Here is a 25,070-nt window from a genome sequence, read left to right as displayed (position 1 = left end):
GAATACATAAAACTAGCTATAAAAGTTTACAAGCGCAATTTCCAACAATTGTTTGGACTAGACGAGCTATTTACCAACTTTAAACAAGAATTCTTTTTCTTCCTTAGTAAGACTGTCGTACCCAGACTGACTAATTTTATCCAGAATTTCATCAATTTGTTGTTGTGACTTATCTTTGGTGATTATTTTAGAAGTGGGCTTCCCAATTGGTTTGCTATAATTCTTATGTACTTTCTTAAAAGGAGTTCCCTCCTTCTTTCGAAATATATTTACGAAAAAATCTAAGACTGCAGTTACGATTTTACTTAAATCGGTTCCATTTTGTAGCAATTTTATGAAGATAAATCCAAAAAAAGCTCCTGCAAGATGCGATATATGTCCTCCCATATTTTCAGATCGCAATTGCATTAAATCAACAATTATAATGAAAGCAGTAACATGCCATAACTTAACATTGCCTATAATAAATAAACGAAGTTCCATTAAAGGATGATACGTAGCTGTTGCTACTAAAATTGCCATAATAGCTGCTGAAGCACCAACGATAGGTGCGCTAATATTTAAAACATAAAAGACTAAAACATATACAATCCCTGCAAAAATAGCACTTAACAAATACAAACCTAGTAATTGCTTACCTGTGAAGTAAGTCATAAACAACCGACCTGCAAAATTCAAAACAATCAAATTGAAAAGAATATGCATAATTCCAGCGTGAAAAAAAGCATAGGTAAAAAGCGACCATGGCTTCCAAACCAAATTTTCAGGATTTGAAGACAAACTCACAAATTGCATATAATCAATATTCAATCCTACAAATGACAAAAGCGTAAAAACAAGCCAAGGAATTATAAATAACCCAGCGTTCCAGAAAATTAGTTTAATAACTATTCCTCCTGCTTTATACTGCAATTTTAAGTCGTCAATTATATTCATTACCTAATTAAATTTTAGAATTAATTCCAGCGATTTTGGTTGAACTGATTTTTCTTCCAGTACCACATTATAATAAATCCAAACAAGGCACCACCAACGTGAGCAAAATGGGCAATTCCTCCACCGCCAAAAATAGATTGACCAGAGATTCCTAAATATAAATCGACTAGAACTATTCCGGGAACAAAATATTTAGCTTTAATTGGCACAGGAATAAACATCAAAGCAAGTTCTGCGTTAGGAAACATGAAGGCAAAAGCAACTATAGTTCCATAAATAGCACCTGATGCTCCTACCGCTGTTCCTAAGTAAGCACTAGTGAAATTTTTAAACTCAGAAGTCGTTAAAACTTCTTGCCAACCTGTATTAATTTTACCTTCATTTAGAAGCTGTAGAATATCTAGTTTTTGGAATCCATTCGCTAGAAGTGTGCTCAAGCCATCTTGGAAAAAATAATAATTCACGCCAGTGTGCATTAAAGCCGCACCCAATCCACAGGAGATATAGAAAAATAGAAACTTTTTGCTTCCCCAAATGCTTTCTAACGCTGAACCAAAAGAATATAAGGCAAACATATTAAAGAAAATATGCATATAACCACCGTGCATAAACATATGCGAAATTATTTGCCACAATTCAAAACTAGGATTTTCAGGAAAATATAAAGCTAAATATTTATAGGCTACATCACCTAAAGCTAAAGTGCCCACAAAAAACAATACGTTAATAATAATTAATTGTTTAACGGTTTCAGTTACGTTTCTCATATTATAAATTTTTTATCTAAATCTTCCACACGCATTGTGATGAAAGTGGGTTTTTGAAATGGGGAAACATTTGGATCTTTACAAGCAAAGAGACCATTTACTAAATTTTCCTGTTCTTTTTCTGTTAAGTGCGTTCCAGTTTTTACAGCTAAACTTTTAGCCATTGACTTGGCAATCGTATCATTTTGACTAAAACTACTTTCGGGGATTCCATCTTGTAAATCACTTAATAATTGCTCAAAAATAATGGAAACTTCACTCTCAGTGACATTAACTGGAATACCTGAAATTACAATATGATCTTTATTGTTCTCTTCAAAAACAAATCCAGTATTCATCAACGAAAGTTGTAATCCAGCGATTAACTCCATTTCACTTGTGGAGTAAAATAAATTTAATGGAAAAAGCAACTGCTGACTAGACGCTTGATGAACAGTCATATTGATAAGAAATTGCTCGTATAAAACACGCTGATGTGCACGCTGCTGGTCTACAATCACCATCCCTGACTTTATCGAAGATATAATATACTTTTTATGAATTTGATAGGTTTTATGAACAGACTGCTCAATCTCTTCATCATGAAATAAAGAAGAGGTCATTTCTTCATTTTCAAAAGTGAGATGATCAATTTCCTGCGGTTCTTGCTTTAGCCCTACATATAAACTCTCCCAGTTTGCTGTGGATTCTTGCTTTCTATACGTTGAAAATTGCTTGCTAGGTTTTTCTTCAGAGAACGGATTAAAACTACCGTCTACTTGAATAGTTGGAGTAGCACCATCTAAATCTTTGTAATGGTAAGGCGTATCTAAATTTGAATCACGATCGAAGTCTAAAACAGGCGAGACGTTAAATTGACCTAAACCATGCTTAATCGACGCTCTCAAAATAGCATATAAAGCTTGCTCATCATCAAACTTAATTTCTGTTTTAGTTGGATGAATATTAATATCAATTGTATGTGGAGGCAAAGTTAAATTTAAAAAATAACTAGGCTGCGTACCATCTTTCAAAATCCCATCATAAGCGGCCATAACTGCATGATGTAAATAACCACTTTTTATAAAGCGATCATTAACAAAGAAAAACTGTTCTCCTCTGCTTTTTTTAGCAAATTCCGGTTTGCTAACAAATCCTTCAATTGTAATGATATCGGTTTCCTCTTGAACAGGTATTAGTTTTTCATTAGTTTTACCTGAAAACACATTGACAATTCTCTGACGTAGAGTCGCAGGAGGCAAATTAAACATTTCGCTACCGTTATGATAGAACGTAAAATGTATTTTTGGGTGTGCCAATGCTACGCGTTGAAATTCATCAACTACGTGTCGGTACTCAACGGTATCTGACTTTAGAAAATTGCGACGTGCAGGAATATTAAAAAATAGATTTTTTACGGCAAACGAAGTTCCTTTAGGTAAAACTGCTACTTCTTGCGAAATAAATTTACTTCCTTCCACAACAAGGTGCGTTCCTAACTCTTCTTGATCTTGCTTGGTTTTCATTTCCACATGGGCAATCGCAGCAATAGAAGCTAAAGCCTCTCCACGAAAACCTTTAGTATGTAATGAAAATAAATCTTCGGCTTGACGTATTTTAGAGGTTGCATGACGTTCAAAACATAAACGAGCATCAGTCACACTCATTCCTAAACCATTGTCGATAACTTGCACCAACGCTTTTCCAGCGTCTTTTATAATTAACTTGATATCTGTCGCCCTAGCATCAACTGCATTTTCAAGAAGTTCTTTAACTACCGAGGCAGGTCTTTGAACTACCTCTCCAGCAGCAATTTGATTCGCAACATGATCAGGAAGTAATTGAATAATACTTGACATTAAAGAATTTAGATTTAAAGTTTTTGATTTTATTTTTTGAAATCAAGGAATGCAAATTTAATGAATTTCCTGCCGGAATAGTAGCTTGTTTAGTCATAAATAAAACAAAAAACCTATACTATTTAAAACAGTATAGGTTCAATATCTTATTGACTTTTTTACGATTTATTCTTTTAATTCTAAGGGTGCCGCTTCCTCAATTTGTAAAGCACCAGACGACAATAAGTGCTGATTGTCTATTTGATGAGTTAATGAAGCTTGTTGACGGATAAAAGCCATTTTAATAGCAGCTATTGCTGCCTCTGTGCCTTTGTTACCATGTACTCCACCACTTCTATCAATCGATTGTTGCATCGTATTGTCTGTTAGGACACAAAAAATAACGGGAATATCTGTTTGAACATTCAAATCTTTAATTCCTTGTGTTACTCCTTCGCAAACGAAATCAAAATGCTTTGTTTGACCCTGAATTACACATCCTATTGCAATAACGGCATCAACGTTCTGAGTTTGTAACATTTTCTTCGAACCATAGATTAATTCGAAACTACCAGGAACATTCCATCGAATAATTTGGTGTGCTGGAACTTGGTTTTCTAAAAGTGCTTCGATTGCACCTTTACAAAGTCCTTCGGTTATATTTTCATTCCACTCCGCTACTACAATTCCAAATCGGAAATCTTTTGCGTTTGGGAGTGAGCTTTTATCGTACTCTGATAAATTTTTATTTACAGTAGCCATCTTGAGATTAGATTTTAGAATTTAAAAGTTAAAGATACAAGAGAAGGTTAGAAATTACAAGTTATTTAGAAAAAATCCAACTAACTAGTACCCTCTAACCTTCAACTTTAAATTGCTAACTTATATTTACTGTGCTGACCCAATTAAAACGTCAATCGTAGACGCTTCAGGAGAACCATCGTAATTATCTTTGATATCTTGAAAATATTTTAATGCATCAGCTTTATTTCCTAAAGCTAAAGCTACCTTACCCGCTTTCAATAAGAAACGTGGAGAAGTAAAATCATTTTTATTCATATTAGCCGCTTTAACGTAATTATCTAAAGCTTCTTTTGGTTGATTTTTTTCAGAATAAGCATCTCCAATAGCTCCTTTTGCCAAAGCTCCTAAAACAATATCATCAGAATTGAATTTGTTCAAATAGTCAATAGCTTCTGTATATTTTCCAGTATTTAAGTAAGCAATACCCGCATAATAATTAGCTAAATTCCCAGCATCAGTTCCAGAATATTCATCTGCGATTTTCAAAAATCCAAATTTACCTTCTGATCCATTCAATGACAATTTGTATAATGAATCACTAGCTACACCATCAGTTGCTTTTTGAAAATTTTGCTGTGCTAAAAACATTTCATTAGCAGCTTCATCTTGTTTAGGTGAAGCAATAAAACGTTGATATGCCAAATATCCAATAGTAAATATAGCTGCAGCTGCAACTAATCCAATAATGATTTTTTGGTTTTTAGCTACCCAGTTTTCAGTCAATGAAGCAGTTTCGTCTAATTTTGAGAAAACTTCAGCAGTTGTGCTATCTTTTTCATCAATTACAGTTGCGGTAACTGCATCATCCTTTACTTCTTTTTCTTTTGGTGCTTTATATCCTCGTTTATTGTACGTTGCCATTTTTTATAATTTAGTGAAGCGCAAAAATAAAATTTTAATTCATACCCACACAAGAAAAATGCTTTAATATTTAAAAAAAACGCTTTATGTGATTCTTTACTACTAAAGGCAAAATAATTACCAATGAAACGGAGACAAATGGGCGTTTTATCGATAATTTTCAATAATTTGCACCCTCTTTGAAAAATCCATTTAAAAACAGCAAAGTTCTCAATACCAGTAAGCCTTACCCATGTATTTAAAAAATATTTCACTCTTCAATTATAAAAATTTTTCCGAAGCAAATTTTGATTTTGATGCCAAAATAAATTGTTTCGTTGGTAAAAACGGCATTGGAAAGACAAATGTCCTTGACGCAATTTATCATTTGTCGTACGGGAAAAGCTATTTTAACCCGCTTGCCGTTCAAAACATTAAGCATGGAGAGGAATTTTTTGTGATTGATGCTGAATTTGAGAAAAATGACCGCAGCGAACAAATCGTTTGCAGTTTGAAAAAAGGACAAAAAAAAATCCTAAAGCGAAATGGTAAATCGTATGAAAAATTTTCAGATCATATTGGATTTATACCTTTAGTTATTATATCTCCAGCTGACAGAGATTTAATTGTCGAAGGAAGCGAAACGAGGAGGAAGTTCATGGACAGTGTTATTTCGCAATTAGATTCGCATTATCTGCAGCAACTCATCCAATACCAAAAAGTAATAAGCCAGCGAAATGCTTTACTTAAATATTTTGCTTTAAATCATGTATTTGAGAATGACACGCTTTCTATTTACAACGAGCAACTAAATGGTTTCGGAAACTATATTTTCGAAAAAAGGAAAGAATTTATTGAACAGTTTATTCCCATTTTCAACAAGCATCATCAAGCTATCACTGGTTCACAAGAAACAGTGCAATTGGTTTACGAAAGTCACTTATTCGAAAAAGATTTACTCACTCTTTTGCAAGAAAATATCAATAAAGATCGTGCGTTGCATTATACAAGTGTTGGAATTCATAAAGACGATTTAGCATTTGAGATTGATAATCATCCGATAAAGAAATTTGGATCCCAAGGACAGCAAAAGACCTATTTAATTGCTTTAAAACTAGCTCAATTTGAATTTTTAAAGAAACAAAGTGGTGTAAAACCTATTCTACTATTTGACGATATTTTTGATAAGCTTGATGAAAGCCGTGTTGCCAAAATAATAGAAATGGTAAACAGCGACACTTTTGGCCAACTATTTATTTCAGATACTCATCCAGAACGAACAGAGACAATTCTTAAATTAACACAGCAGACGTATAAAATTTTTAATTTGTAAGTCAAAATAAAGTAAACATTCAATGAAACTAACTGTCTTTTATTTTTTAGTACTCATATCTATAACTTTCTCCTGTAAAGAAAAAGCTCAAAGCACTATTATCACGCTTGAGGCGAAAGAATTTCATGATAAGACTACAGCGATATCACAGCCTCAGATTATAGACATTAGATCACCGAATGAGTTCGCGACCGAAAATATTAGTAACGCAGTTTATGTGCAGTGGAACGGTAAAAAATTTGCTCACAATTTACAAGAATTTGACAAACTTAAATCATTATTCATTTATGATAATGACGGAATTACAATCGAAGACGCAGCAAAAAATGCACATTCATTAGGCTTCAAAAACATCTATTTACTTAAAGGTGGTTTTAATTCTTGGAAGTCTTCAATTTATAATAAAACTACAGATAAGCGAATCGGAATGTCAAATCAACAATTCAATTCCTTATTAAATGGCGATAAAAATATACTAATTAACTTTTCAGAGAAATCATGTGATCCTTGTGAGCAGATGACGCCATATCTAACTGAATTGCAAAAAGAGTTCAGTAAAAATCTTATTATTATTAATATAGATACAGAAGAAAATAAAACTTTAATTCAAGAAATGAACATTGAAATAGTTCCTTACTTCATCTTATATAAAACTAAAAATATAGTGTGGCAGCATGGCGGTCTTGTCACTAAAGAAGAATTGAAAAAGCAATTTCACTCCTTAATACAGTAGTAAAAAATAAGAGTAGTTTAGTACTTTGCTTTAAACTGCTTCCACTTCAAGAAAATAAAGAACCGATCCTTTTACAGTTACCAACATATAACTTTAATTTAGTAATTTTTAAGATTCTAAAACTTAAAAAATTAACTAATTTAGCCTAAACAATTTTAAATCAAAATATCGTGAAATTTAATCCAAAAATACTCGTAATTATATCGTTTTTTATCTTGTCATGTAATGGACAAACAACAAAAGAAACTCAAACGATCGATGTAAAATCTTTTGCTGAAAAAATGGAAGCAACTCCAGATGCACAAATTTTAGATGTGCGAACTCCAGAAGAATTTTCGACAGCACATATTGACAACGCTGTAAATGTGAACTGGCTTGGAGATAGTTTTGTTTCAGGAGCAGAAAAATTAGACAAAACAAAACCTGTTTTTGTTTATTGTAAAAGTGGTGGCAGAAGTAAAAGCGCTGCAAGCAAACTTGAAGAGTTAGGATTCACAAAAATCTACGAATTACAAGGTGGAATTCTAAAATGGGACGCAGCAGGAATGTCAAAACCAACTGGAAGAACTATTGGCCTTACAGTTGACGGGTATAATAAGTTAATAAATTCAGACAAAAAAATTCTTGTGAATTTTTACGCTGAATGGTGTGCTCCTTGTAAAAAAATGGCACCTTATATTGCGAAAATGCAAAAAGAGAATAATGACGAATTTGAATTAATTAGATTAGATGCCGATAAAAATAAAACATTAATGGATGCGATGAAAATCAGCGAACTTCCTACAATGTTTTTATATAATAAAGGTGAAAAAAAATGGCAACATTCTGGATATATTAGTGAAGAAGACTTAAGAAAACAAATACAGTAGCGCACTATGCTTTCAAAAGAAACACTACAATTTCTAGATGATTTAAAAGCGAATAACAATCGAGATTGGTTTTTAGAAAATAAAAAGCGCTACGAAGCTTTTAAAAAAGATTACTATCAATTAGCATCTGATTTATTAGATGCTTTGAAACCACTTGACGCATCACTTGAAATGCAAGAAGTTAAGAACTGCACTTTCAGAATAAACCGTGACATTCGGTTTTCAAAAGATAAAACACCTTACAAATCACATTTGGGTTTTTGGTTCTCATCTGGAGCAAAAGGCCAAAATAGGTCTGGATATTATATTCATTTAGAGAAAGGTGCAAGTTTTATCGCCGGCGGTCTCTACTGTCCCGAATCTGAGGACTTAAAGAAAATGAGAAAAGAGATTGCCTATTTTCATGAAGACTTAGAAGAAATTCTTGAAGAGAAAAATTTTAAAAAAGAATTTAAGGATTTTGATCGCAATGAAAAAAACACCCTAAAAAATCCACCAAGAGGTTACGAAAAAGAACATCCCGCAATTGAGCTACTTAAATTAAAAAGTTTTGAGTCATCTCAGGCAATCGATCTTTCTGCAGTCGCTAAAAAGGACTTTGTGGCGGTAATGAGTAAGAAATTAATAGCCTTGAAACCGTTGAACGATTTTATAAATCGTGCTTTAACGTCTGAATAATTATAATGAAAAAGAAAATACTTTTTCTTGGCGAGTCCTACAGAGCCGATGCAATTACTTGGATGAATGGACTTGAGGAATTTGGTGATTTCGAAATCATTACGTGGGAATTAAAAACGCCCAGCGACAATAGCAAAAATAGAATCAAACGCGTTTGGGAATTTTTATTTGCGATATCTAAAATTAAATCTCTAATTAAACTCGAAAAACCAAATATGGTCATTGCGGAGCGAACTACTAGTTATGGTTTTCTCGCAGCAATGAGCGGCATAAAACCAATAGCAATTGCACAGCAAGGCAGAACGGACTTGTGGCCAGAAAAATCTATTAGTTTACCACTAAAGAAAATAATTCAAAATTATGCTTTTACTAAAGCAGATTTAATTCATGCATGGGGTCCAGTGATGACAGAATCAATGATTGAGAATAAGGTAGATATGAGTAAAGTTCTAGTTTTGCCAAAAGGTATTGATTTAAATAAATTTGAAAATAAAAATACTGCTACACCAGAAAAAATTCATGCAATCGTAACGCGGTCTTTATTAACAGAATACCGTCATGTAACTATCCTAAAATCATTTGCGGTTTTGAATGAAAAAGGAATAGATTTTTCATTGACAATTGTTGGAGACGGAAGTCAACTAAATGCATTGAAGGATTTAGCAAAAGAACTTCAAATCGCTAATAAAGTAAAATTCACGGGTCGAATTGCTAATACCGAATTACCAAAGTTATTACAAGAATCTAACTTTTACATCAGTATGCCAATAACTGAAGGAGTATCTGCCTCACTGTTTGAAGCAATGGCTTGTGGTTGTTATCCAATCGTCAGTGACATTCCAGGAAATAGGAGTTGGATAAATCATCGTCAAAATGGTCAACTAGTAACTATAGATAATGACAAGCAATTAGCCGAGGAGCTAATATGGTCTTTTAATAACCCTGAATACAGACGGGAAGCAGCACGGAAAAATCGAATTTTTATAGAAGAGCATGTAAATTATAACACACATATGAAAATCATTTCCGATAAATATCACCAATTAATTAATGCTATTGATTAAAGCTCTTTAATCAATATTTTTTATAAATATTTAAAACAGTTAAACTGTAGTTTTACTAAAAACCTATTCCACTAAATTTTAATTATTATTTTTGAAATTAGAATTTAATAAATCCACTTATTTTATGGAAATACAAGATCAATATTCTTTAAAAAAACATAATACTTTTGGCATTGAGGCAAAAGCAAAAAAGTTTATCGCAGTGCATTCCATCGATGAATTAACACAAGTTTTACATCAAAATAAATTAGAGAAAAAATTCGTTTTAGGTGGTGGAAGTAATATGCTTTTAACCAAAGATATTGACGCTTTAGTCATTCATATCGATTTAAAAGGGAAGAAAATTATAGATGAAGATGAGGATTTTGTTTGGGTTGAAAGTCAAGCTGGTGAAAATTGGCATGAATTCGTACTTTGGACAATTAGTCAAAATTTTGGTGGCTTAGAGAACATGTCACTTATTCCCGGAAATGTAGGAACCACTCCGGTACAAAACATAGGCGCTTATGGTACTGAAATAAAAGACACCTTTATTTCTTGCAAAGCAGTAGATATAGAAAACCAACAACTTAAAGAATTCAGTAAAGCAGAATGTCAGTTTGGATATCGAGAAAGTGTTTTTAAAAATGAGCAAAAAGATAAGTATATAATTGCTTCTGTTGTTTTCAAACTCACTAAGAAAAACCACAAAATCAATATTTCTTATGGAGATATTGCTGGAGAATTAAATAAAAATAATATCGTCGAACCAACTTTAAATGACATAAGTAACGCTGTTATTACTATTCGTCAAAGCAAACTACCAGATCCAAAAGAATTAGGGAACAGCGGAAGTTTTTTTAAAAATCCAATTGTATTAAAATCTGAGTTTAATGCTATTCATAAAAGGTTTCCTGAAATGAAATATTACGACATCTCTGAAACCGAAGTCAAAGTACCCGCAGGTTGGTTAATTGAACAAGCTGGTTTCAAAGGAAAGAGATTTGGAGATGCTGGAATTCATAAAAATCAAGCGCTAGTTTTAGTTAATTATGGAAATGCAACCGGACAAGAAATTCTAAATATTTCAAAAGATATTCAAAATACAATCTTTGAAAAATTTGGAATTCGAATTGAAGCGGAAGTAAATGTGATTTAATGCAGCGATTTTTGACACATTAATTCGGCAACTAAAAATAGTATTTCCTCAAATTAATATAAAACTCAACATGTATACTCCTGATATTTATAAAAACGAAAATCAAGAAGAAATAAAAAAATTTCTAAACGATCATGGTTTTGGTATTTTGGTAAACCAAACGAATGGTAAATTATGGGCTACTCACATTCCTTTGTTGTTACAAACAAGAGATGATGGGAAAACAATTTTAGAAGGACATATTTCGAAAGAGAATTTACAATGGGAAGGATTTAAAGAAAACGATCAAGTATTAGCTGTGTTTTCAGGACCTCATTCCTATATTTCCTCTTCTTGGTACGATCACGAAAATGTACCGACTTGGAATTACATTGCAGTTCATGTGTATGGTAAAATTAAAATTATTGAAGGCGATGCCATTATACAGTCATTGAAAAATTTGACGAATAAATACGAGATGAAATCTGAAAATCCCGTTCGTATTGAAAATTTATCAGAGAAAACGATGATGCAAAGTCGCGGCGTTGTTGCATTTGAAATAGAAATTACCGAAATTCAAGCCACGCGCAAGATGTCACAAAATCGTGATGCCAAAAATTATAATACAATTATATCTGAATTGGAGAAAACTGAATTACCAGAAGCTATTGCTACCGCTGCTGAGATGAAAAAATGTCCAATGTAATTTATTCAATTTCCTAAATTTATAGTTTACAATTCATGATTGTATTTCATACCTTTGCACTTTCTTAAAATTTAGTATTTAAAATTACACTAAACTCTGATGCTTATTATTATTCTTTACTTTTTTATATTTATTGTTGCGATTCAAATTCTGTACTATCTAGGTGTTTTTTCGAAATTTGCATTCGCTAAGGCCCAAAAAATTACACCAAAAAGAATCTCGATTTCTGTTATTGTTTGTGCAAAAAATGAGGAAGAAAATGTTGCAAATTTCATCCCTTTATTAGCAGAACAAAACTACCCCGATTTTGAAATTGTCTTGATTGACGATGCTTCAAGCGATAATACTTTGCACCTATTTGAAGGTTTTGAAAAACAATATCCTAATATTCGTTTAGTGCGCGTTGAGAATAATGAAGCTTTTTGGGGAAATAAAAAATATGCTTTGACTTTAGGTATTAAAGCAGCCAAGAAAGAGTATTTATTATTCACTGATGCGGATTGCTACCCAACTTCCAAAGAATGGATCACAGCTATGAGTTCGCAATTTACAATGCAAAAAACGATTGTTTTGGGTTATGGTAAATATGAAAAAATAGCCAATTCATTTTTGAATAAAATTATTAGATTTGAAACATTACTAACGGCAATCCAATATTTTTCATGGGCTAAATCAGGCCATCCCTACATGGGTGTCGGAAGGAACTTAGCTTACAAAAAAGAAGAGTTTTTTAATGTAAATGGATTTATAGAACATATGCAAATTCGCTCTGGAGACGATGATCTTTTCGTAAACCAAGCGGCAAATGCTAAGAACACTACAATTGCTTATACGCCAGAAAGTTTGACACTTTCAAAGCCAAAAACAAGTTACAAAGAATGGATAGTACAAAAAAGAAGGCATGTTGCTACTGCCAACTACTATAAATCATTTGATAAAATTCAATTAGGCCTTTTCTATTTTTCACAACTTCTGTTTTTAATATTGCCAATAATTTTACTTGCATTTCAATTTCAGTGGATTATAGTAGTAAGTTTAATAGCATTGCGTTATCTAATTACCTGGATTGTAATAGGATTTTCAGCTGGGAAATTAAAGGAAAAAGATGTTGTATATTGGTATCCAATAATCGAAATCGTATTGATATTTACCCAAATTAATATATTTATTACAAATATCTTCTCAAAACCAGTACATTGGAAATAAAAAAACAAATAGAAAAAGCAAAACAAGGTGACCAAATCGCTTTCACTTTTCTATTAAACCATTACTGGAACGAAGTTTACGGTTTTATGCTGAAACGTACTGAAAATGAAACTAACGCTGAAGATATTACAATCGAAACATTCTCAAAAGCTTTCGATAAAATAGCTTCTTACAATTCTGAATTCCAGTTTAACACTTGGCTTATCGCTATTGCGAAAAATGTACATATCGATTTATTACGAAAAAGAAAAGCTAGTCTCTTTGTCGAAATTACAGATGAAGAGGATCATCAAGCATACAATATCGCAGACACTACTCCCTCTGCAGAGGATATGCTAATTACAGAACAAAATCTCTCGCGATTACTCCAATACATAAAAGAGTTAAAACCACATTATCAAGAAGTAATTCAACTCCGTTATTTTCAAGAAATGAGTTATCAAGAGATTGCTAGTAAAATTGACGAACCACTCAGCAACGTAAAAGTTAAGCTACTTCGTGCAAAAAAATTATTGGCAGAAATTATTCAGAAAAAGAAATAATTTCTTTTACACTTTTGCTAAAATCTAGATTCATACAAACTAAATTATTGTCTCCAACACTCCTTTGACTTCTGGATTTATTCAAATCACTTGTTTTAATTCACAATTATTTTAGCACGATTACAATCTAATATTTACAGAGATATTTAAATTTATCAAGATTTAGTTTTCCCAAAATAATATAAATCGAAATCATTGTAGGCTACAATAACTTCATCTCTTGCTCTACTAATGTGTTATTGTTCTAAAAACAACAAAATAGATAAAAATAAGTTAATTAAAAAGTTAATTATATAAATAAATTTTCAATAATTAAAAACTTTGTTGCTAAATTTACATAATTGATTACATTAGTAAATGTTTCTTTTTAATACTTTAACTGCTTATGATTTAAATGTTACTTAACCATTAAATCCATCAATTATGTCAAAATTAAGCATCTACGAAACTAGTTGGGCGAATCTTGTTTTTGAGAATAGAAACAAAGATTATGGAGCGTACAAACTCCGCCAAGAGAGTACAAAAACTTCTTTACGAGCATTATTTATAGGCGTGCTATTTCTAGCCGTAGCTGTAACTATTCCTAGAATTGTTAGCTACTATAATCCAAGCGTGGATGAAGAAGCGGTTGCAACTGATTTCTTAAATACAATAGTGCAAGTCTCTGCTATTGCTCCTAATAAGTTAGAAATCAAAAAATCAGTACCGGCAGTAAAAACTAAAGTTGCAACAATTCAAACGAAAAGCGACCAACTTGTAAATCCTACAATTGTAACAGCAGATCAAGCAGTACAAGACATTGCAAAAAATACTGACAACGTAAGTACGACAGAAACACTAAATTCTGGAAGTGGAATTGCAGGCATTAACGCTACGCCAGGTTCAGAAAATGGTGCAAATACTTCGGCTACTATAGATTTAGGAAACAAGATCGTTTCAACTGTTGCATTAGACAAACTTCCTGAGTTTCCCGGAGGAATAAATAAATTCTATTCATATGTTGGAAATAATTTTGAAAAACCTGAAATAGACAATAACAATACAATCCGAATTTACGTTTCTTTTGTAATCGAAAGAGATGGAAGTATGACTGACATTCAAGTGAAAAGAGATCCTGGATTTGGTTTAGGTAAAGAAGCTATCCGAGTATTAAAATCTTTGAGGACCAAATGGTCTCCAGGAATGATTGACGGTAAAGCAGTCCGCACTTCTTACAATCTTCCCATAACGATAAAAACAGAATAGTGAATAAGCAGATAAGCAGTATCGAAAAGTGCTGCTTTTCTACTTATTAGTTTTTAACAAATAATCTTTAAGACTAAAAAAAGTTCTCTCATAGCCCTGATTGAACCGATATCCTCGCAGCGCAGCGAAGAGATAAAGGTGAAAGCAGGACAAGTGTACTTTTAAAAACCAAGATTAGTGCTCCAAATATTTGAATTGCTATTGCTTTAAATAAACAGTTAAAGAAATCTACAACTAAACTACAATCGTTATCTTTGCGTTTTGAAAATTGATATATGGAAACTGTTTTAGAAAATACTTTACCGGTTGGAAAACCGAAATGGTTGAAGGTGAAACTCCCTATTGGCCAAAAATACACAGAGCTTCGTGGCTTAGTTGATAAATATAGTCTTAATACAATATGTACTTCGGGAAGTTGCCCTAATATGGGTGAATGCTGGGGTGAAGGAACTGCAACTTTCATGATTTTAGGTAATGTTTGCACACGCTCTTGCGGTTTTTGTGGTGTAAAAACAGGAAGACCTGAAACGGTTGACTGGGATGAACCTGAAAAAGTGGCACGTTCTATTAAAATCATGAATATCAAACACGCAGTAATTACTAGTGTAGATAGAGATGATTTGAAGGACGGAGGTTCTATTATTTGGATTGAAACTGTAAAGGCAATTCGAAGAATGAATCCGAATACGACTTTAGAAACTTTGATTCCAGATTTTCAAGGAATGCAAAGAAACATCGATAGAATTGTAGAAGCTAATCCTGAAGTTGTTTCTCATAACGTAGAAACTGTTCGTAGATTAACTCGTGAAGTACGTATACAAGCAAAGTACGATCGCAGTCTAGAAGTTTTGAGATACTTGAAAGAAAAAGGAATTAAAAGAACAAAATCTGGTATAATGTTAGGTTTAGGCGAGCAAGAAGATGAAGTCTATCAAACGATGCGTGATCTTCGCAATGCAAACGTAGATGTTGTAACAATAGGTCAGTACTTACAACCTAGTAAGAAACATTTACCAGTTAAGGAATTCATAACACCTGAACAATTTGCAAAATACGAAGCATTTGGACTAGAACTTGGTTTCCGTCACGTAGAAAGTGGACCTTTGGTTCGTTCTTCTTACAAAGCACAAAAACATATTTTATAAGTGATTAATACCGCGTAGACGGCGAACTAAATACTGTGGAAAATTTAAAAACAAGAATCGCTATAAATGGTTTTGGACGAATTGGACGTAATTTATTTCGTCTTTTACTCAATCATACAAATATTGAAGTAGTGGCTATAAATGACATTGCTGATACAAAAACGATGGCTCATTTAGTTAAATACGACAGCATTCACGGCGTACTTCCATTTGACGTAACTAGTGATGAACAAGGGCTTATTATTGATGGAAAACACTTTCTATTTTTTCATGAAAAGAAAATTTCGAATTTAGACTGGAAAAGTTTAGCAATCGATTATGTTATTGAATCGACAGGCAAGTATAAAACTTTTGAAGATTTAAATTCTCATATTTTGGCTGGAGCCAAAAAAGTAATACTTTCTGCTCCCTCAGAAGTAGAATCTATAAAAACAGTTGTATTAGGTGTCAATGAAGATATTTTAGATGGCACTGAAACAATTATATCAAATGCTAGCTGCACTACTAATAACGCAGCACCAATGATAAAGGTCATTAACGAACTTTGTGGAATTGAGCAAGCTTATATTACCACTATTCACTCTTTTACAACAGACCAGAGCCTGCACGATCAACCTCATAAAGATCTACGCAGAGCAAGAGGTGCGAGTCAATCTATTGTGCCTACAACTACTGGAGCCGCAAAAGCTTTAACTAAAATTTTTCCAGATTTTGAAGGTAAAATTGGAGGTTGCGGAATTAGAGTTCCCGTTCCAGATGGTTCACTGACAGATATAACTTTCAACGTTAAAAGAGCTGTCACCATTGAAGAAATAAACGAAGCTTTTAAAATTGCTGCTAAAACCACATTAAAAGGAATTTTAGACTACACCGAGGACCCAATTGTTTCAGTAGATGTAATTGGCAATAGAAATTCGTGTATATTTGATGCACAGCTGACTTCAGTTATTGACAAAATGGTAAAAGTTGTTGGTTGGTATGACAATGAAATAGGATATTCTTCTAGAATAATTGATCTAATTCTTTTGACGAGCGTGAGAAACAGTTAATACTAAAATTAGTAACAAGTGAAGTGGCTATTAGTTTATTTGCTTTTTTTAAACACAGTCCTGTATTCTCAACACGTCGAGAAGACAGATACATTCGCTTTTTACACTAGCTCGTTATATCCCGAAGTTCACAACAACAATTACAAAGATGCTCTTCAAAAAGCCCAAAAAGCAATACTTGACGCAGAAGCTAAAGGAAATATTAAAGAGCAATCCACACAGCATTACAATTTAGGCAAACTTTACTATGATCTAAATAAGTATGACGATGCAATTGAATCTTTGTCAAAAAGTAGTGTTCTGTTCAAAGATTTAAAACCAGACGCAAAGCAAGTAGCTACTTACTACGTTTTAGGTTTGTGCTATATGGCAAAAGAAAATGAAGACCTGGCAGTATTACAATTCAATAAAGCAAAGTCAGTCCTAAATAAAATCAAAGGTAAAGATGAAGCAGATTTATTAAAACTTCAAAACGGACTCGTTTATAAAGCCAAAGACAATTTAGATTTAGCACAATCTGTGTTTGCGTCTATTATTGCAAAACCTGATAATCCTTTTTTAATAAATACTAAAGTAGAAGCACTCTTTCAAACGGGTTGTATTGAAAATCAAAGAAATAAAAACAATTTAGCTCTAAATTATCTCAATAAAGCACTTGAACTAAATGCGACGATAGATAATCTGGATCAACGCTCTAATATTCTGTTCGCATTAAGTACTGTGTATGACAAAACTTTAGATAAAAGCACTGCTTATTCCTATTTAAAGCAGCATCTAAATATAAAAGAGCGTATTTCAATTAGAAATAATAGAAGATTGGGCATTGATGATTACACTAAATTTAAAGAATCAGAGCGTTTAAAAGAAATTATTCAAGCGAATAATGAAATTAGAGAACAAGAAAAAACCAATAAATTTTCTAAATTAATCAGCATATTAGCGATAGCTCTAATTTCGATCCTCTCTTTGCTAAGCCTCTCTTTGTATAAGAATAATATCATTAGAAATCAGTCAAACTTATTATTATTAGAAAAAAACAATGAGCTAGAAATTGCTAAGGATAAAGCAGAGAAAGCGTCAAAGGCGCGCTCCGAATTTCTTTCAACGGTGAGTCACGAACTCAGGACACCCTTAAATGCTATAAATGGTATTGCGCATTTGTTACTACAAGAAAATCCTAAAAAAAACCAATTAGATTATTTGTCATCTCTAAAATTTTCAGGGGATTACTTGACGAAATTTATTAACGAAATACTAGAAATTAATAAAATTGAGTCTCATCATGTAGAAGTGGAGCAAACGACTTTCAATTTAAAACAACTTTTATTAGGAATTAAAAATTCACTTAAAGAATTGGCTATAGCCAATAGCAACAACTTAATTCTTGACATCGACGAGGCTATTCCAGACTATCTCATTGGTGATCCCACAAAACTGTCACAGATTATTCTAAACTTAATTAACAATGCATTAAAGTTCACTAAAAACGGTGAAATCAAATTAACAGCTAATCTTGACACGCTAGAAGATAAAAAAGCAAAACTTTACTTTGAAATTACTGATACAGGTATAGGAATTCCTGAGGACAAGTTAGTCAGCGTTTTTGATAGTTTCTCTCAAGGATCGATAGAAGTGAATCGCAAATATGGTGGAACAGGCTTGGGCTTAACTATTGTAAAAAAATTAATTAAGATTCTTGGTGGAAAAATAAAACTGACTAGTATTGTTGGAGAAGGCTCAACTTTTTCCTTTAAGTTAGAATTTGAAATAAGCGAAAAGCCAATAGAACTTAAACCAATCAAAAAAATAAATTACGATTCAAAACTCGAAAATAAAAGAATTTTGGTGGTGGAGGATAATAAAATCAACCAGATGATAACGCGTAAAATGCTTCAGAATAAAAAAATAATATGTGAAATCATTGACAACGGCGAAGATGCAATTGAAACGGTACGAACAACAAAATATGATTTAATTCTAATGGATGTTCACTTACCTGGAATAAATGGAACTGTAGCAACTGAAAATATCCGTGTATTTGATAAAACAACTCCAATAATTGCGCTTACTGCTATATCGCTTCATGAAAATCGCGAAATGCTTCTATCCTTTGGGATGAATGAAGTAATAACTAAACCATTTGTCCCAGAGGATTTCTACACTACAATTGCGCTACACATTTAATAGACTAATAATTCAAGATTAATTCTCTTATTAAAGTTCGAACTTTTGGCTCTGCTCCTTTCGCAGCTTCTAATACTTCGTCATGAGAAATAGTTCCAATACTTTCCTCATCGCCCATATCAGTTATCACCGAAATTCCGAACGTTTCTACATCCATGTGACGAGCTACAATTACTTCTGGAACAGTTGACATCCCTACGCAATCGGCACCAAGAATTTTTACCATTTTATATTCTGCCAAGGTTTCAAACGTAGGACCTTGCAACCCTAAATAAATTCCCTCGTGAACTTCTATGTTTTGATTTTGTGCAATTTCAGTCACTTTAGCAATCATTTTTCGAGAATAAGGCTCACTCATATTTACAAATCTGGGTCCAAAACGCTCGTCATTTTTACCGCGTAATGGATGCTCAGGCGTCATATTGATATGATCAGTAATCATAACAATCGATCCTACTTTGTAACTAGGATTTACTCCACCTGAAGCGTTTGAAACTACTAGTTTTTGAACTCCTAGAAATTTCATAACACGCACTGGAAAAGTAACTTCAGTCATCGAATAGCCTTCATAGAAATGAAATCTACCTTGCATTGCAACTACGTTTTTAGAACCAATTGTTCCAAAAACTAAAGCTCCCTTATGCCCTTGTACGGTTGACACGGGGAAGTTTGGAATTTCATTATAAGGCAAAGTAAATTCTACTTTCATTTCGTCAGTAAAACTGCCTAATCCTGAACCTAAAATTACACCATATTCTGGTGTGAAATTAATTTTATCTTTAATGTAACTAACGGTTTCTTGAACTTGTTCCCACATAATTTATAATTGTTTTATCAAAATTACTAATTGAATTTTCAGTGCTGAGTACGAATTTGCTTTGTATTGGTAAGTAAAAAAGCTGATTGTCAGGTAAACTTCCTTTCAATCTTACATAATCTTTCTCAGTGGTAATGATCTTATTATTCTTAGCTGCAATTTTAATTCCTTCCAAGTCTTTATCAGTAAAGTTGTGATGATCAGGAAAAGACATACAAACATCACTACTCTCTTTCAAGTGCTCAAAAAATGGTTTAGGCTTTGCAATTCCTGCAATCAATAGCTTCGAAGATGATCGCAACTCACTAAGAGGAATCTTCTGGCCTTCACCATAAATAAAATCATCATAATCAATAAAAGTAAAGTATAATTCTTGCTCTGCCGAGAGTTTTAACTTCTTTCTAATAGCGTCCTGATTTTCAAGTGATAATGTAGAAGGACATTTTGTAACAATAATTACATTAGCTCTAGAAACTCCGCTTCTACTTTCACGAAGATTTCCAGTAGGTAATATAAAGTCATCTATATATAAATCACCATAAGTTGTAAGCAAAATATAAAAGCCGGCTTTTACTTTTCTATGTTGGTAAGCATCGTCTAACAAAATAACTTCTGGCTTACTATTTTGCGATAGCAATTGTTCAATACCATTTTTCCTATCGGCATCAACTGCAACCTGAATGTTTTTAAATTTTTCGAAAAATTGAAAAGGTTCATCTCCAAGAATCTTAGCATTTGAGCTTTCATCCGCTAAAATGAATCCTTTAGATTCTCTTTTGTAACCCCTACTTAAAGTGGCAACTTTATAATTTTTTGAAAGCAACCGAATTAAATACTCTATTTGAGGAGTTTTTCCTGTACCACCAACGCTTAGGTTTCCGACAGCAATAATTGGTAAATCAAAAGAATATGATTTCAATATCCCTTTATCAAAAAGAAAATTACGAAAGCTCGTTATCAGACCATACATGATGGCGAATGGAAAAAGTATTTTTCTAATCAAATTCATGTTACGAAAGTAACAATTTGCTATGAATTGGCGAATTTAAACCTCTTTATTTCATCAAATGATTTATATTTGGACTGATTGATTTAAAGGCTACGTTAAAAAAATACCAATTATCACAAGCTAAATCTATTTAAGCATTATAAGAAATTTAAACAAAAATAATTGAATCATAACGCATAGATGAAATACTAAATTTGGTAAAGTTTTAAAATATCGGAGAAGTAAAAGGGTGCATTCTTAAAACAAAAAAAATGAGAAAATTTACAAATCATAAAAAGTGAATCTTATCTCCTGCCTTAGAAAATTTCCAATTCTAAAGTAAAGTATACAAATGGCGCCATAAATTAACAATAGCTTTTTTGATTTATTTTTTCTCGAAAACTGCAACTTTAAAATTGAGAGTTAAAGAAAATACAACCGCATTGAATTGATATAAAATGAAAATAAAAGAAATTCTGTCTGTACTTGAAGAAATGGCTCCTCTAGCTTATGCTGAGGATTTTGACAATGTTGGATTACTAGTAGGTGATAAAAATACCGACGCAACTGGAGTATTAGTCTGCCACGACGCATTAGAAAATGTAATTGACGAAGCAATAGCCAAAAAATGCAATCTAGTGGTTTGCTTCCACCCTATTTTATTTAGTGGACTAAAAAAAATAACTGGAAAGAATTATGTAGAGCGAGCAGTTGTCAAAGCCATTAAAAATGACATTGCAATTTATGCTGTGCATACTGCTTTAGACAATCATCAATACGGCGTCAATAAAATTTTCTGTGATGCCCTTGGACTAATTAATACTAAAGTTCTAATTCCTAAACAAAATTTCATCAGAAAATTAGTGACGTTCACAATACCTGAAAATGCAGGAAAAGTTCGAAATGCACTTTTTAATGCAGGAGCAGGAAACATTGGTAATTACGAAGACTGCAGTTTCAATTCAAAAGGCATCGGGACTTTTATGGGCAATGAAAATAGTAACCCGCAATTAGGGAAAAAATTTGAATTTGTTGAGGGTGAAGAAATAAAAATAGAAGTTACTTTCGAAAAACATTTAGAAAATAAAATTTTAAAAGCTCTTTTTGAAAACCATGTATATGAAGAAGTAGCTTATGAGATTTATGAGTTAAAAAATGAGCATCAAAATATTGGAATGGGAATGATAGGTGAACTACAAAACCCAATGAATGAGCGTGATTTTCTATTATTTGTAAAAGAAAAAATGATGGCAGATGGAATTCGGCATTCAAACTTTCTTGGAAAAGAAGTAAAAAAAATAGCAGTCCTTGGAGGAGCGGGAAGTTTTGCAATAAATAACGCAATACAAGCTGGAGCAGATGTCTATTTGACAGCTGATTTGAAGTATCATGAGTTCTATCAAGTCGAAAATCAACTTTTATTAGCAGATATTGGACATTTTGAAAGCGAACGCTATACAAAAAATTATATTGTAGAGTATCTTCGAAAAAAAATCCTTAATTTTGCCGTTATTTTATCAGAAGAAAATTCAAATCCAGTTAAGTACTTATAGAATATGACGAATACGAAAGAATTAAGTGTTGAGGACAAGTTAAGAGCGATTTACGATTTACAACTTATTGACTCCAGAATTGACGAAATCAGAAATGTAAGAGGAGAACTTCCTTTAGAAGTGGAAGACTTAGAAGATGAAGTGGCTGGTTTAAGTACGCGTTCTGAAAAATTGAAAGGAGAACTTGAAGTTGTCGAGGATCTTATTAAAGTTAAAAAGAATGCAATTGAGGATCATAAAGAATCTATCAAAAAATATACTAAGCAGCAAGAAACTGTTCGTAATAACAGAGAATTTAATTCGTTGACAAAAGAGATTGAATTTCAAGAATTAGAAATTCAATTATCTGAGAAGCAAATTAAAGAAATGAAAGCTTCAATGGAGCATAAGAAAGAAGTTATTGCTAGCTCAAAAGAAAGATTAGAAGCAAAATCAAATCACTTAAAGCATAAAAAATCAGAGTTAGACGCTATCATGGCTGAAACTGCAAAAGAAGAGGCTTTCTTATCTGAGAAATCAGCAGAATACCAAGCTTTAATTGAAGAAAGATTGTTGAAAGCATACACTAGAATTAGAACAAGTGTTCGTAATGGTTTAGCTGTTGTATCTATCGAAAGAGGTGCTTCTGCAGGATCATTCTTCACTATTCCACCACAAACGCAAGTTGAAATTGCCTCTAGAAAGAAAATCATTACTGATGAGCACTCTGGAAGAATACTAGTAGACAGCGTTCTAGCTGAAGAAGAAAAAGAAAAAATGGATCAATTATTTGCTAAGTTTTAATTATATTTAAGTCCCGATTCACATCGGGACTTTTTTTTTATGAAAAAATTAATTTACTTTCTTTTCACTAAGTCTATTGGAGTTTACATTAACACTTTAAGTTTTGTATTTCCAAAGAAAGCATCGCGATTAGCTTACGCTCTTTTCAGTGAACCAAGAGACGGCAAACTTCATAAAGACAAACTACCAGAAATACTCTCAAAAGCCGAAGCTGAAACATTCCACCTCGATGGAGATTCGATCCAAACTTACACTTGGAAAGGAAATAAAAATACCATTCTTTTAGTACACGGATGGGAAAGTAACGCCTCACGCTGGGAAACAATGCTTCCTTATCTACAAAAATCAGGAAGTACAATAATTGCGATAGATGCGCCTGCTCACGGCTTATCAAGTGGAAAAGAATTTAATATTCCTCAGTATGCAGCTTTTATTAATATCGCTGTTAAAAAATTTAAACCACAGTATTTAATAGGGCATTCTCTTGGAGGAAAAGCGTGTCTCTATTATCAATCCGTTTACCAAAACGACATCTTGGAAAAAATGGTTGTTTTGGGATCACCTAGCGACTTCAATATTATTCTTAATAATTACATCAACCTTCTAAGCTTAAACAAAAGAATTTTTAAATCTTTAGAAGCCTATTATTTAGATAATTTCAAACTTAGCTTAGACCAATTTTCAGGTAAAGTATTTGCCTCAAAACTAAATATTAAAGGACTAATTGCACACGACTTTGACGATGAAATAGTTCGATTTGAAGAGTCACAAAAAATTAAAAGTGCATGGAAAAATGCTGTTTTTATTGAAACTAAAGGATTAGGGCACAGCATGCATGATGACCAACTTTATAAAAAAGTAAGTCAGTTTTTATTTGATTGATTTGCCTCAGATTTTTGTACCCTGTTTTCTACCAAACATTATTTATTTATTGTGATATCAACTTCCAATGATAGCTCACTTTGTTTTATATCTTAAAAACTTAAGCACTTCTATTTTCTAAATTTCACAATATCTAATTATCAAATTGCTTACTTTTGCAATATGGAAGAAAATCTAAAACGCCTTAATAAATTCATAGGAGAAACTGGATATTGCTCTCGTCGTGAAGCGGATAAAATAATTGAAGAAGGTCGCGTAACCATTAATGGAATCGTACCAGAATTAGGAACTAAAGTTTCACCGAGTGACGAAGTTCGTATAGACGGCAAATTAATTAGAGAGAAAAATGAAAAACCGGTCTATCTCGCTTTTAATAAGCCAGTTGGTATTGAATGCACCACAAATTTAGAGGTTCGCCATAACATTGTAGATTACATCAATTATCCAAAGCGCATATTTCCTATTGGAAGATTAGACAAAGCAAGTGAAGGATTAATTTTCATGACTAATGACGGTGATATTGTAAACAAGATATTGCGAGCAAGAAATAATCACGAAAAAGAATATACGGTAACCGTAAATAAACCTATCACTGATCGCTTTATAGAAAGAATGGGTAATGGAGTTCCAATATTAGATACTATTACTAAAAAATGCAAGGTTGAACAAATTAGTAAATTTATTTTTAAAATCATTTTGACACAAGGTTTAAATCGCCAAATTAGGAGAATGACCGAATATCTTGGATATGAAGTTACAGCTCTTAAACGTATTAGAATTATCAATATTTCACTTGATATTCCTGTAGGTCGTTATCGTGATCTTACCGATGCCGAAATCATAGAAATGAATCAACTAATTGAACCATCAATCAAAACTGAAGAAGGAAGTATACCAGAAGAGGAAAAGCCAAGAAGAAGAACAGAATTCATAAAAAGAGAGGACCCTAGGTTTAAAAATAAAGGAGATTATTAAAAAATAAAAAAGCGTTTCAACAGTATTGAAACGCTTT

At 32.5% G+C, this 25,070-nt stretch carries 24 protein-coding genes; 17 read left to right on the top strand and 7 right to left on the bottom strand.

The genetic code is table 11. From position 1 onward, the window contains the following. Positions 1-66: 66 nt before the first annotated feature. The 5 genes from BC961_RS11195 to BC961_RS11175 form a co-directional block, all read right to left on the bottom strand. A complete protein-coding gene (locus tag BC961_RS11195) occupies positions 67-936 on the bottom strand; it encodes a rhomboid family intramembrane serine protease (protein ID WP_121925943.1) in 870 nt (289 codons plus the stop codon). A 20-nt stretch (positions 937-956) separates the two neighbouring features. Further along, positions 957-1,703 (bottom strand): rhomboid family intramembrane serine protease, encoded by a 747-nt coding sequence (locus tag BC961_RS11190; protein ID WP_121925942.1) that lies wholly within the window; start codon positions 1,701-1,703, stop codon positions 957-959. Continuing rightward, positions 1,700-3,541 (bottom strand): DNA mismatch repair endonuclease MutL, encoded by a 1,842-nt coding sequence (mutL, locus tag BC961_RS11185; RefSeq protein ID WP_121925941.1) that lies wholly within the window; start codon positions 3,539-3,541, stop codon positions 1,700-1,702. Before mutL ends, BC961_RS11190 begins: the two co-directional genes overlap by 4 nt. A 165-nt stretch (positions 3,542-3,706) precedes the next feature. Then, complete coding sequence (gene ribH / locus BC961_RS11180; RefSeq protein WP_121925940.1) at positions 3,707-4,282, bottom strand: 6,7-dimethyl-8-ribityllumazine synthase; 576 nt, start codon at positions 4,280-4,282, stop codon at positions 3,707-3,709. Between the two features lie 126 nt (positions 4,283-4,408). After that, complete coding sequence (locus BC961_RS11175) at positions 4,409-5,185, bottom strand: tetratricopeptide repeat protein (RefSeq protein ID WP_121925939.1); 777 nt, start codon at positions 5,183-5,185, stop codon at positions 4,409-4,411. Positions 5,186-5,417: 232 nt separating this feature from the next. On the opposite strand from BC961_RS11175, the gene recF reads away from it, so the two are divergent. From recF to BC961_RS11105, 13 genes are all read left to right on the top strand, one after another. Further along, positions 5,418-6,497 carry a DNA replication/repair protein RecF gene (gene recF, locus BC961_RS11165; RefSeq protein ID WP_121925937.1) on the top strand — a complete coding sequence of 360 codons (1,080 nt, stop codon included), beginning with the start codon at positions 5,418-5,420 and terminating at the stop codon, positions 6,495-6,497. A 22-nt stretch (positions 6,498-6,519) separates the two neighbouring features. Next, a complete protein-coding gene (locus BC961_RS11160) occupies positions 6,520-7,230 on the top strand; it encodes a thioredoxin domain-containing protein (protein ID WP_121925936.1) in 711 nt (236 codons plus the stop codon). A gap of 170 nt (positions 7,231-7,400) precedes the next feature. Then, positions 7,401-8,099 (top strand): thioredoxin domain-containing protein, encoded by a 699-nt coding sequence (locus tag BC961_RS11155; protein WP_121925935.1) that lies wholly within the window; start codon positions 7,401-7,403, stop codon positions 8,097-8,099. Positions 8,100-8,105: 6 nt separating this feature from the next. After that, positions 8,106-8,777: a DUF2461 domain-containing protein gene (locus BC961_RS11150; RefSeq protein ID WP_121925934.1), complete on the top strand. Its 672-nt coding sequence runs from the start codon at positions 8,106-8,108 to the stop codon at positions 8,775-8,777. 2 nt (positions 8,778-8,779) lie between these two features. After that, entirely contained in the window at positions 8,780-9,841 is a 1,062-nt protein-coding gene (locus BC961_RS11145) for a glycosyltransferase (protein ID WP_121925933.1), read from the top strand. 124 nt (positions 9,842-9,965) lie between these two features. After that, the gene (gene murB / locus BC961_RS11140; RefSeq protein ID WP_121925932.1) at positions 9,966-10,979 is read left to right on the top strand and encodes a UDP-N-acetylmuramate dehydrogenase; all 1,014 of its coding nucleotides are present in this window, start codon (positions 9,966-9,968) and stop codon (positions 10,977-10,979) included. A gap of 70 nt (positions 10,980-11,049) precedes the next feature. Continuing rightward, on the top strand, positions 11,050-11,664 hold the full coding sequence (locus BC961_RS11135) for an FMN-binding negative transcriptional regulator (protein WP_121925931.1): 615 nt from the start codon (positions 11,050-11,052) through the stop codon (positions 11,662-11,664). A gap of 99 nt (positions 11,665-11,763) precedes the next feature. Then, positions 11,764-12,870, top strand: a complete 1,107-nt coding sequence (locus BC961_RS11130) for a glycosyltransferase (protein WP_121925930.1) — start codon at positions 11,764-11,766, stop codon at positions 12,868-12,870. Then, positions 12,861-13,412, top strand: coding sequence for an RNA polymerase sigma factor (locus BC961_RS11125; protein WP_121925929.1), 552 nt, complete (start codon positions 12,861-12,863; stop codon positions 13,410-13,412). The genes BC961_RS11130 and BC961_RS11125 overlap by 10 nt, the downstream gene beginning before the upstream one ends. A gap of 423 nt (positions 13,413-13,835) precedes the next feature. Then, entirely contained in the window at positions 13,836-14,657 is an 822-nt protein-coding gene (locus BC961_RS11120; protein ID WP_121925928.1) for an energy transducer TonB, read from the top strand. A gap of 275 nt (positions 14,658-14,932) precedes the next feature. Next, positions 14,933-15,802 (top strand): lipoyl synthase, encoded by an 870-nt coding sequence (gene lipA, locus BC961_RS11115; protein WP_121925927.1) that lies wholly within the window; start codon positions 14,933-14,935, stop codon positions 15,800-15,802. Between the two features lie 35 nt (positions 15,803-15,837). After that, positions 15,838-16,851, top strand: coding sequence for a type I glyceraldehyde-3-phosphate dehydrogenase (gene gap, locus BC961_RS11110; protein ID WP_121925926.1), 1,014 nt, complete (start codon positions 15,838-15,840; stop codon positions 16,849-16,851). Positions 16,852-16,869: 18 nt separating this feature from the next. Then, entirely contained in the window at positions 16,870-19,035 is a 2,166-nt protein-coding gene (locus BC961_RS11105; RefSeq protein WP_121925925.1) for a tetratricopeptide repeat-containing hybrid sensor histidine kinase/response regulator, read from the top strand. A 4-nt stretch (positions 19,036-19,039) separates the two neighbouring features. Here the strand turns inward: BC961_RS11105 and BC961_RS11100 are convergent, their stop codons facing one another. Next, a complete protein-coding gene (locus tag BC961_RS11100) occupies positions 19,040-19,852 on the bottom strand; it encodes a purine-nucleoside phosphorylase (protein WP_121925924.1) in 813 nt (270 codons plus the stop codon). After that, positions 19,824-20,861, bottom strand: a complete 1,038-nt coding sequence (gene lpxK / locus BC961_RS11095; protein WP_121925923.1) for a tetraacyldisaccharide 4'-kinase — start codon at positions 20,859-20,861, stop codon at positions 19,824-19,826. Before lpxK ends, BC961_RS11100 begins: the two co-directional genes overlap by 29 nt. A gap of 437 nt (positions 20,862-21,298) precedes the next feature. On the opposite strand from lpxK, the gene BC961_RS11090 reads away from it, so the two are divergent. The 4 genes from BC961_RS11090 to rluF all read left to right on the top strand — a co-directional run bounded on the left by BC961_RS11090 (position 21,299) and on the right by rluF (position 25,033). Then, entirely contained in the window at positions 21,299-22,393 is a 1,095-nt protein-coding gene (locus BC961_RS11090) for a Nif3-like dinuclear metal center hexameric protein (protein WP_121925922.1), read from the top strand. Between the two features lie 3 nt (positions 22,394-22,396). Continuing rightward, positions 22,397-23,176 (top strand): zinc ribbon domain-containing protein, encoded by a 780-nt coding sequence (locus BC961_RS11085; protein ID WP_121925921.1) that lies wholly within the window; start codon positions 22,397-22,399, stop codon positions 23,174-23,176. Between the two features lie 39 nt (positions 23,177-23,215). Next, positions 23,216-24,058, top strand: coding sequence for an alpha/beta fold hydrolase (locus tag BC961_RS11080; protein WP_121925920.1), 843 nt, complete (start codon positions 23,216-23,218; stop codon positions 24,056-24,058). Positions 24,059-24,220: 162 nt separating this feature from the next. Further along, positions 24,221-25,033 (top strand): 23S rRNA pseudouridine(2604) synthase RluF, encoded by an 813-nt coding sequence (gene rluF, locus BC961_RS11075; protein ID WP_121925919.1) that lies wholly within the window; start codon positions 24,221-24,223, stop codon positions 25,031-25,033. Positions 25,034-25,070 lie beyond the last annotated feature (37 nt).

The organism is Flavobacterium weaverense (assembly GCF_003688495.1).
GTDB lineage: Bacteria > Bacteroidota > Bacteroidia > Flavobacteriales > Flavobacteriaceae > Flavobacterium > Flavobacterium weaverense.
The sequence above is the reverse complement of the archived record's forward strand: the minus strand, read 5'-3'. Positions and strand labels throughout refer to the sequence as shown.

Excerpts from the sequence above, each read along its gene's own strand:
- BC961_RS11135 (WP_121925931.1), top strand. The coding sequence starts at position 11,050 with ATGTATACTCCTGATATTTATAAAAACGAAAATCAAGAAGAAATAAAA.
- BC961_RS11190 (WP_121925942.1), bottom strand. The coding sequence starts at position 1,703 with ATGAGAAACGTAACTGAAACCGTTAAACAATTAATTATTATTAACGTA.
- BC961_RS11120 (WP_121925928.1), top strand. The coding sequence starts at position 13,836 with ATGTCAAAATTAAGCATCTACGAAACTAGTTGGGCGAATCTTGTTTTT.
- BC961_RS11150 (WP_121925934.1), top strand. The coding sequence starts at position 8,106 with ATGCTTTCAAAAGAAACACTACAATTTCTAGATGATTTAAAAGCGAAT.
- lpxK (WP_121925923.1), bottom strand. The coding sequence starts at position 20,861 with ATGAATTTGATTAGAAAAATACTTTTTCCATTCGCCATCATGTATGGT.
- BC961_RS11160 (WP_121925936.1), top strand. The coding sequence starts at position 6,520 with ATGAAACTAACTGTCTTTTATTTTTTAGTACTCATATCTATAACTTTC.
- BC961_RS11085 (WP_121925921.1), top strand. The coding sequence starts at position 22,397 with ATGACGAATACGAAAGAATTAAGTGTTGAGGACAAGTTAAGAGCGATT.
- rluF (WP_121925919.1), top strand. The coding sequence starts at position 24,221 with ATGGAAGAAAATCTAAAACGCCTTAATAAATTCATAGGAGAAACTGGA.
- BC961_RS11090 (WP_121925922.1), top strand. The coding sequence starts at position 21,299 with ATGAAAATAAAAGAAATTCTGTCTGTACTTGAAGAAATGGCTCCTCTA.
- BC961_RS11130 (WP_121925930.1), top strand. The coding sequence starts at position 11,764 with ATGCTTATTATTATTCTTTACTTTTTTATATTTATTGTTGCGATTCAA.
- mutL (WP_121925941.1), bottom strand. The coding sequence starts at position 3,541 with ATGTCAAGTATTATTCAATTACTTCCTGATCATGTTGCGAATCAAATT.
- lipA (WP_121925927.1), top strand. The coding sequence starts at position 14,933 with ATGGAAACTGTTTTAGAAAATACTTTACCGGTTGGAAAACCGAAATGG.
- BC961_RS11195 (WP_121925943.1), bottom strand. The coding sequence starts at position 936 with ATGAATATAATTGACGACTTAAAATTGCAGTATAAAGCAGGAGGAATA.
- BC961_RS11175 (WP_121925939.1), bottom strand. The coding sequence starts at position 5,185 with ATGGCAACGTACAATAAACGAGGATATAAAGCACCAAAAGAAAAAGAA.
- BC961_RS11100 (WP_121925924.1), bottom strand. The coding sequence starts at position 19,852 with ATGTGGGAACAAGTTCAAGAAACCGTTAGTTACATTAAAGATAAAATT.
- BC961_RS11080 (WP_121925920.1), top strand. The coding sequence starts at position 23,216 with ATGAAAAAATTAATTTACTTTCTTTTCACTAAGTCTATTGGAGTTTAC.
- murB (WP_121925932.1), top strand. The coding sequence starts at position 9,966 with ATGGAAATACAAGATCAATATTCTTTAAAAAAACATAATACTTTTGGC.
- ribH (WP_121925940.1), bottom strand. The coding sequence starts at position 4,282 with ATGGCTACTGTAAATAAAAATTTATCAGAGTACGATAAAAGCTCACTC.
- recF (WP_121925937.1), top strand. The coding sequence starts at position 5,418 with ATGTATTTAAAAAATATTTCACTCTTCAATTATAAAAATTTTTCCGAA.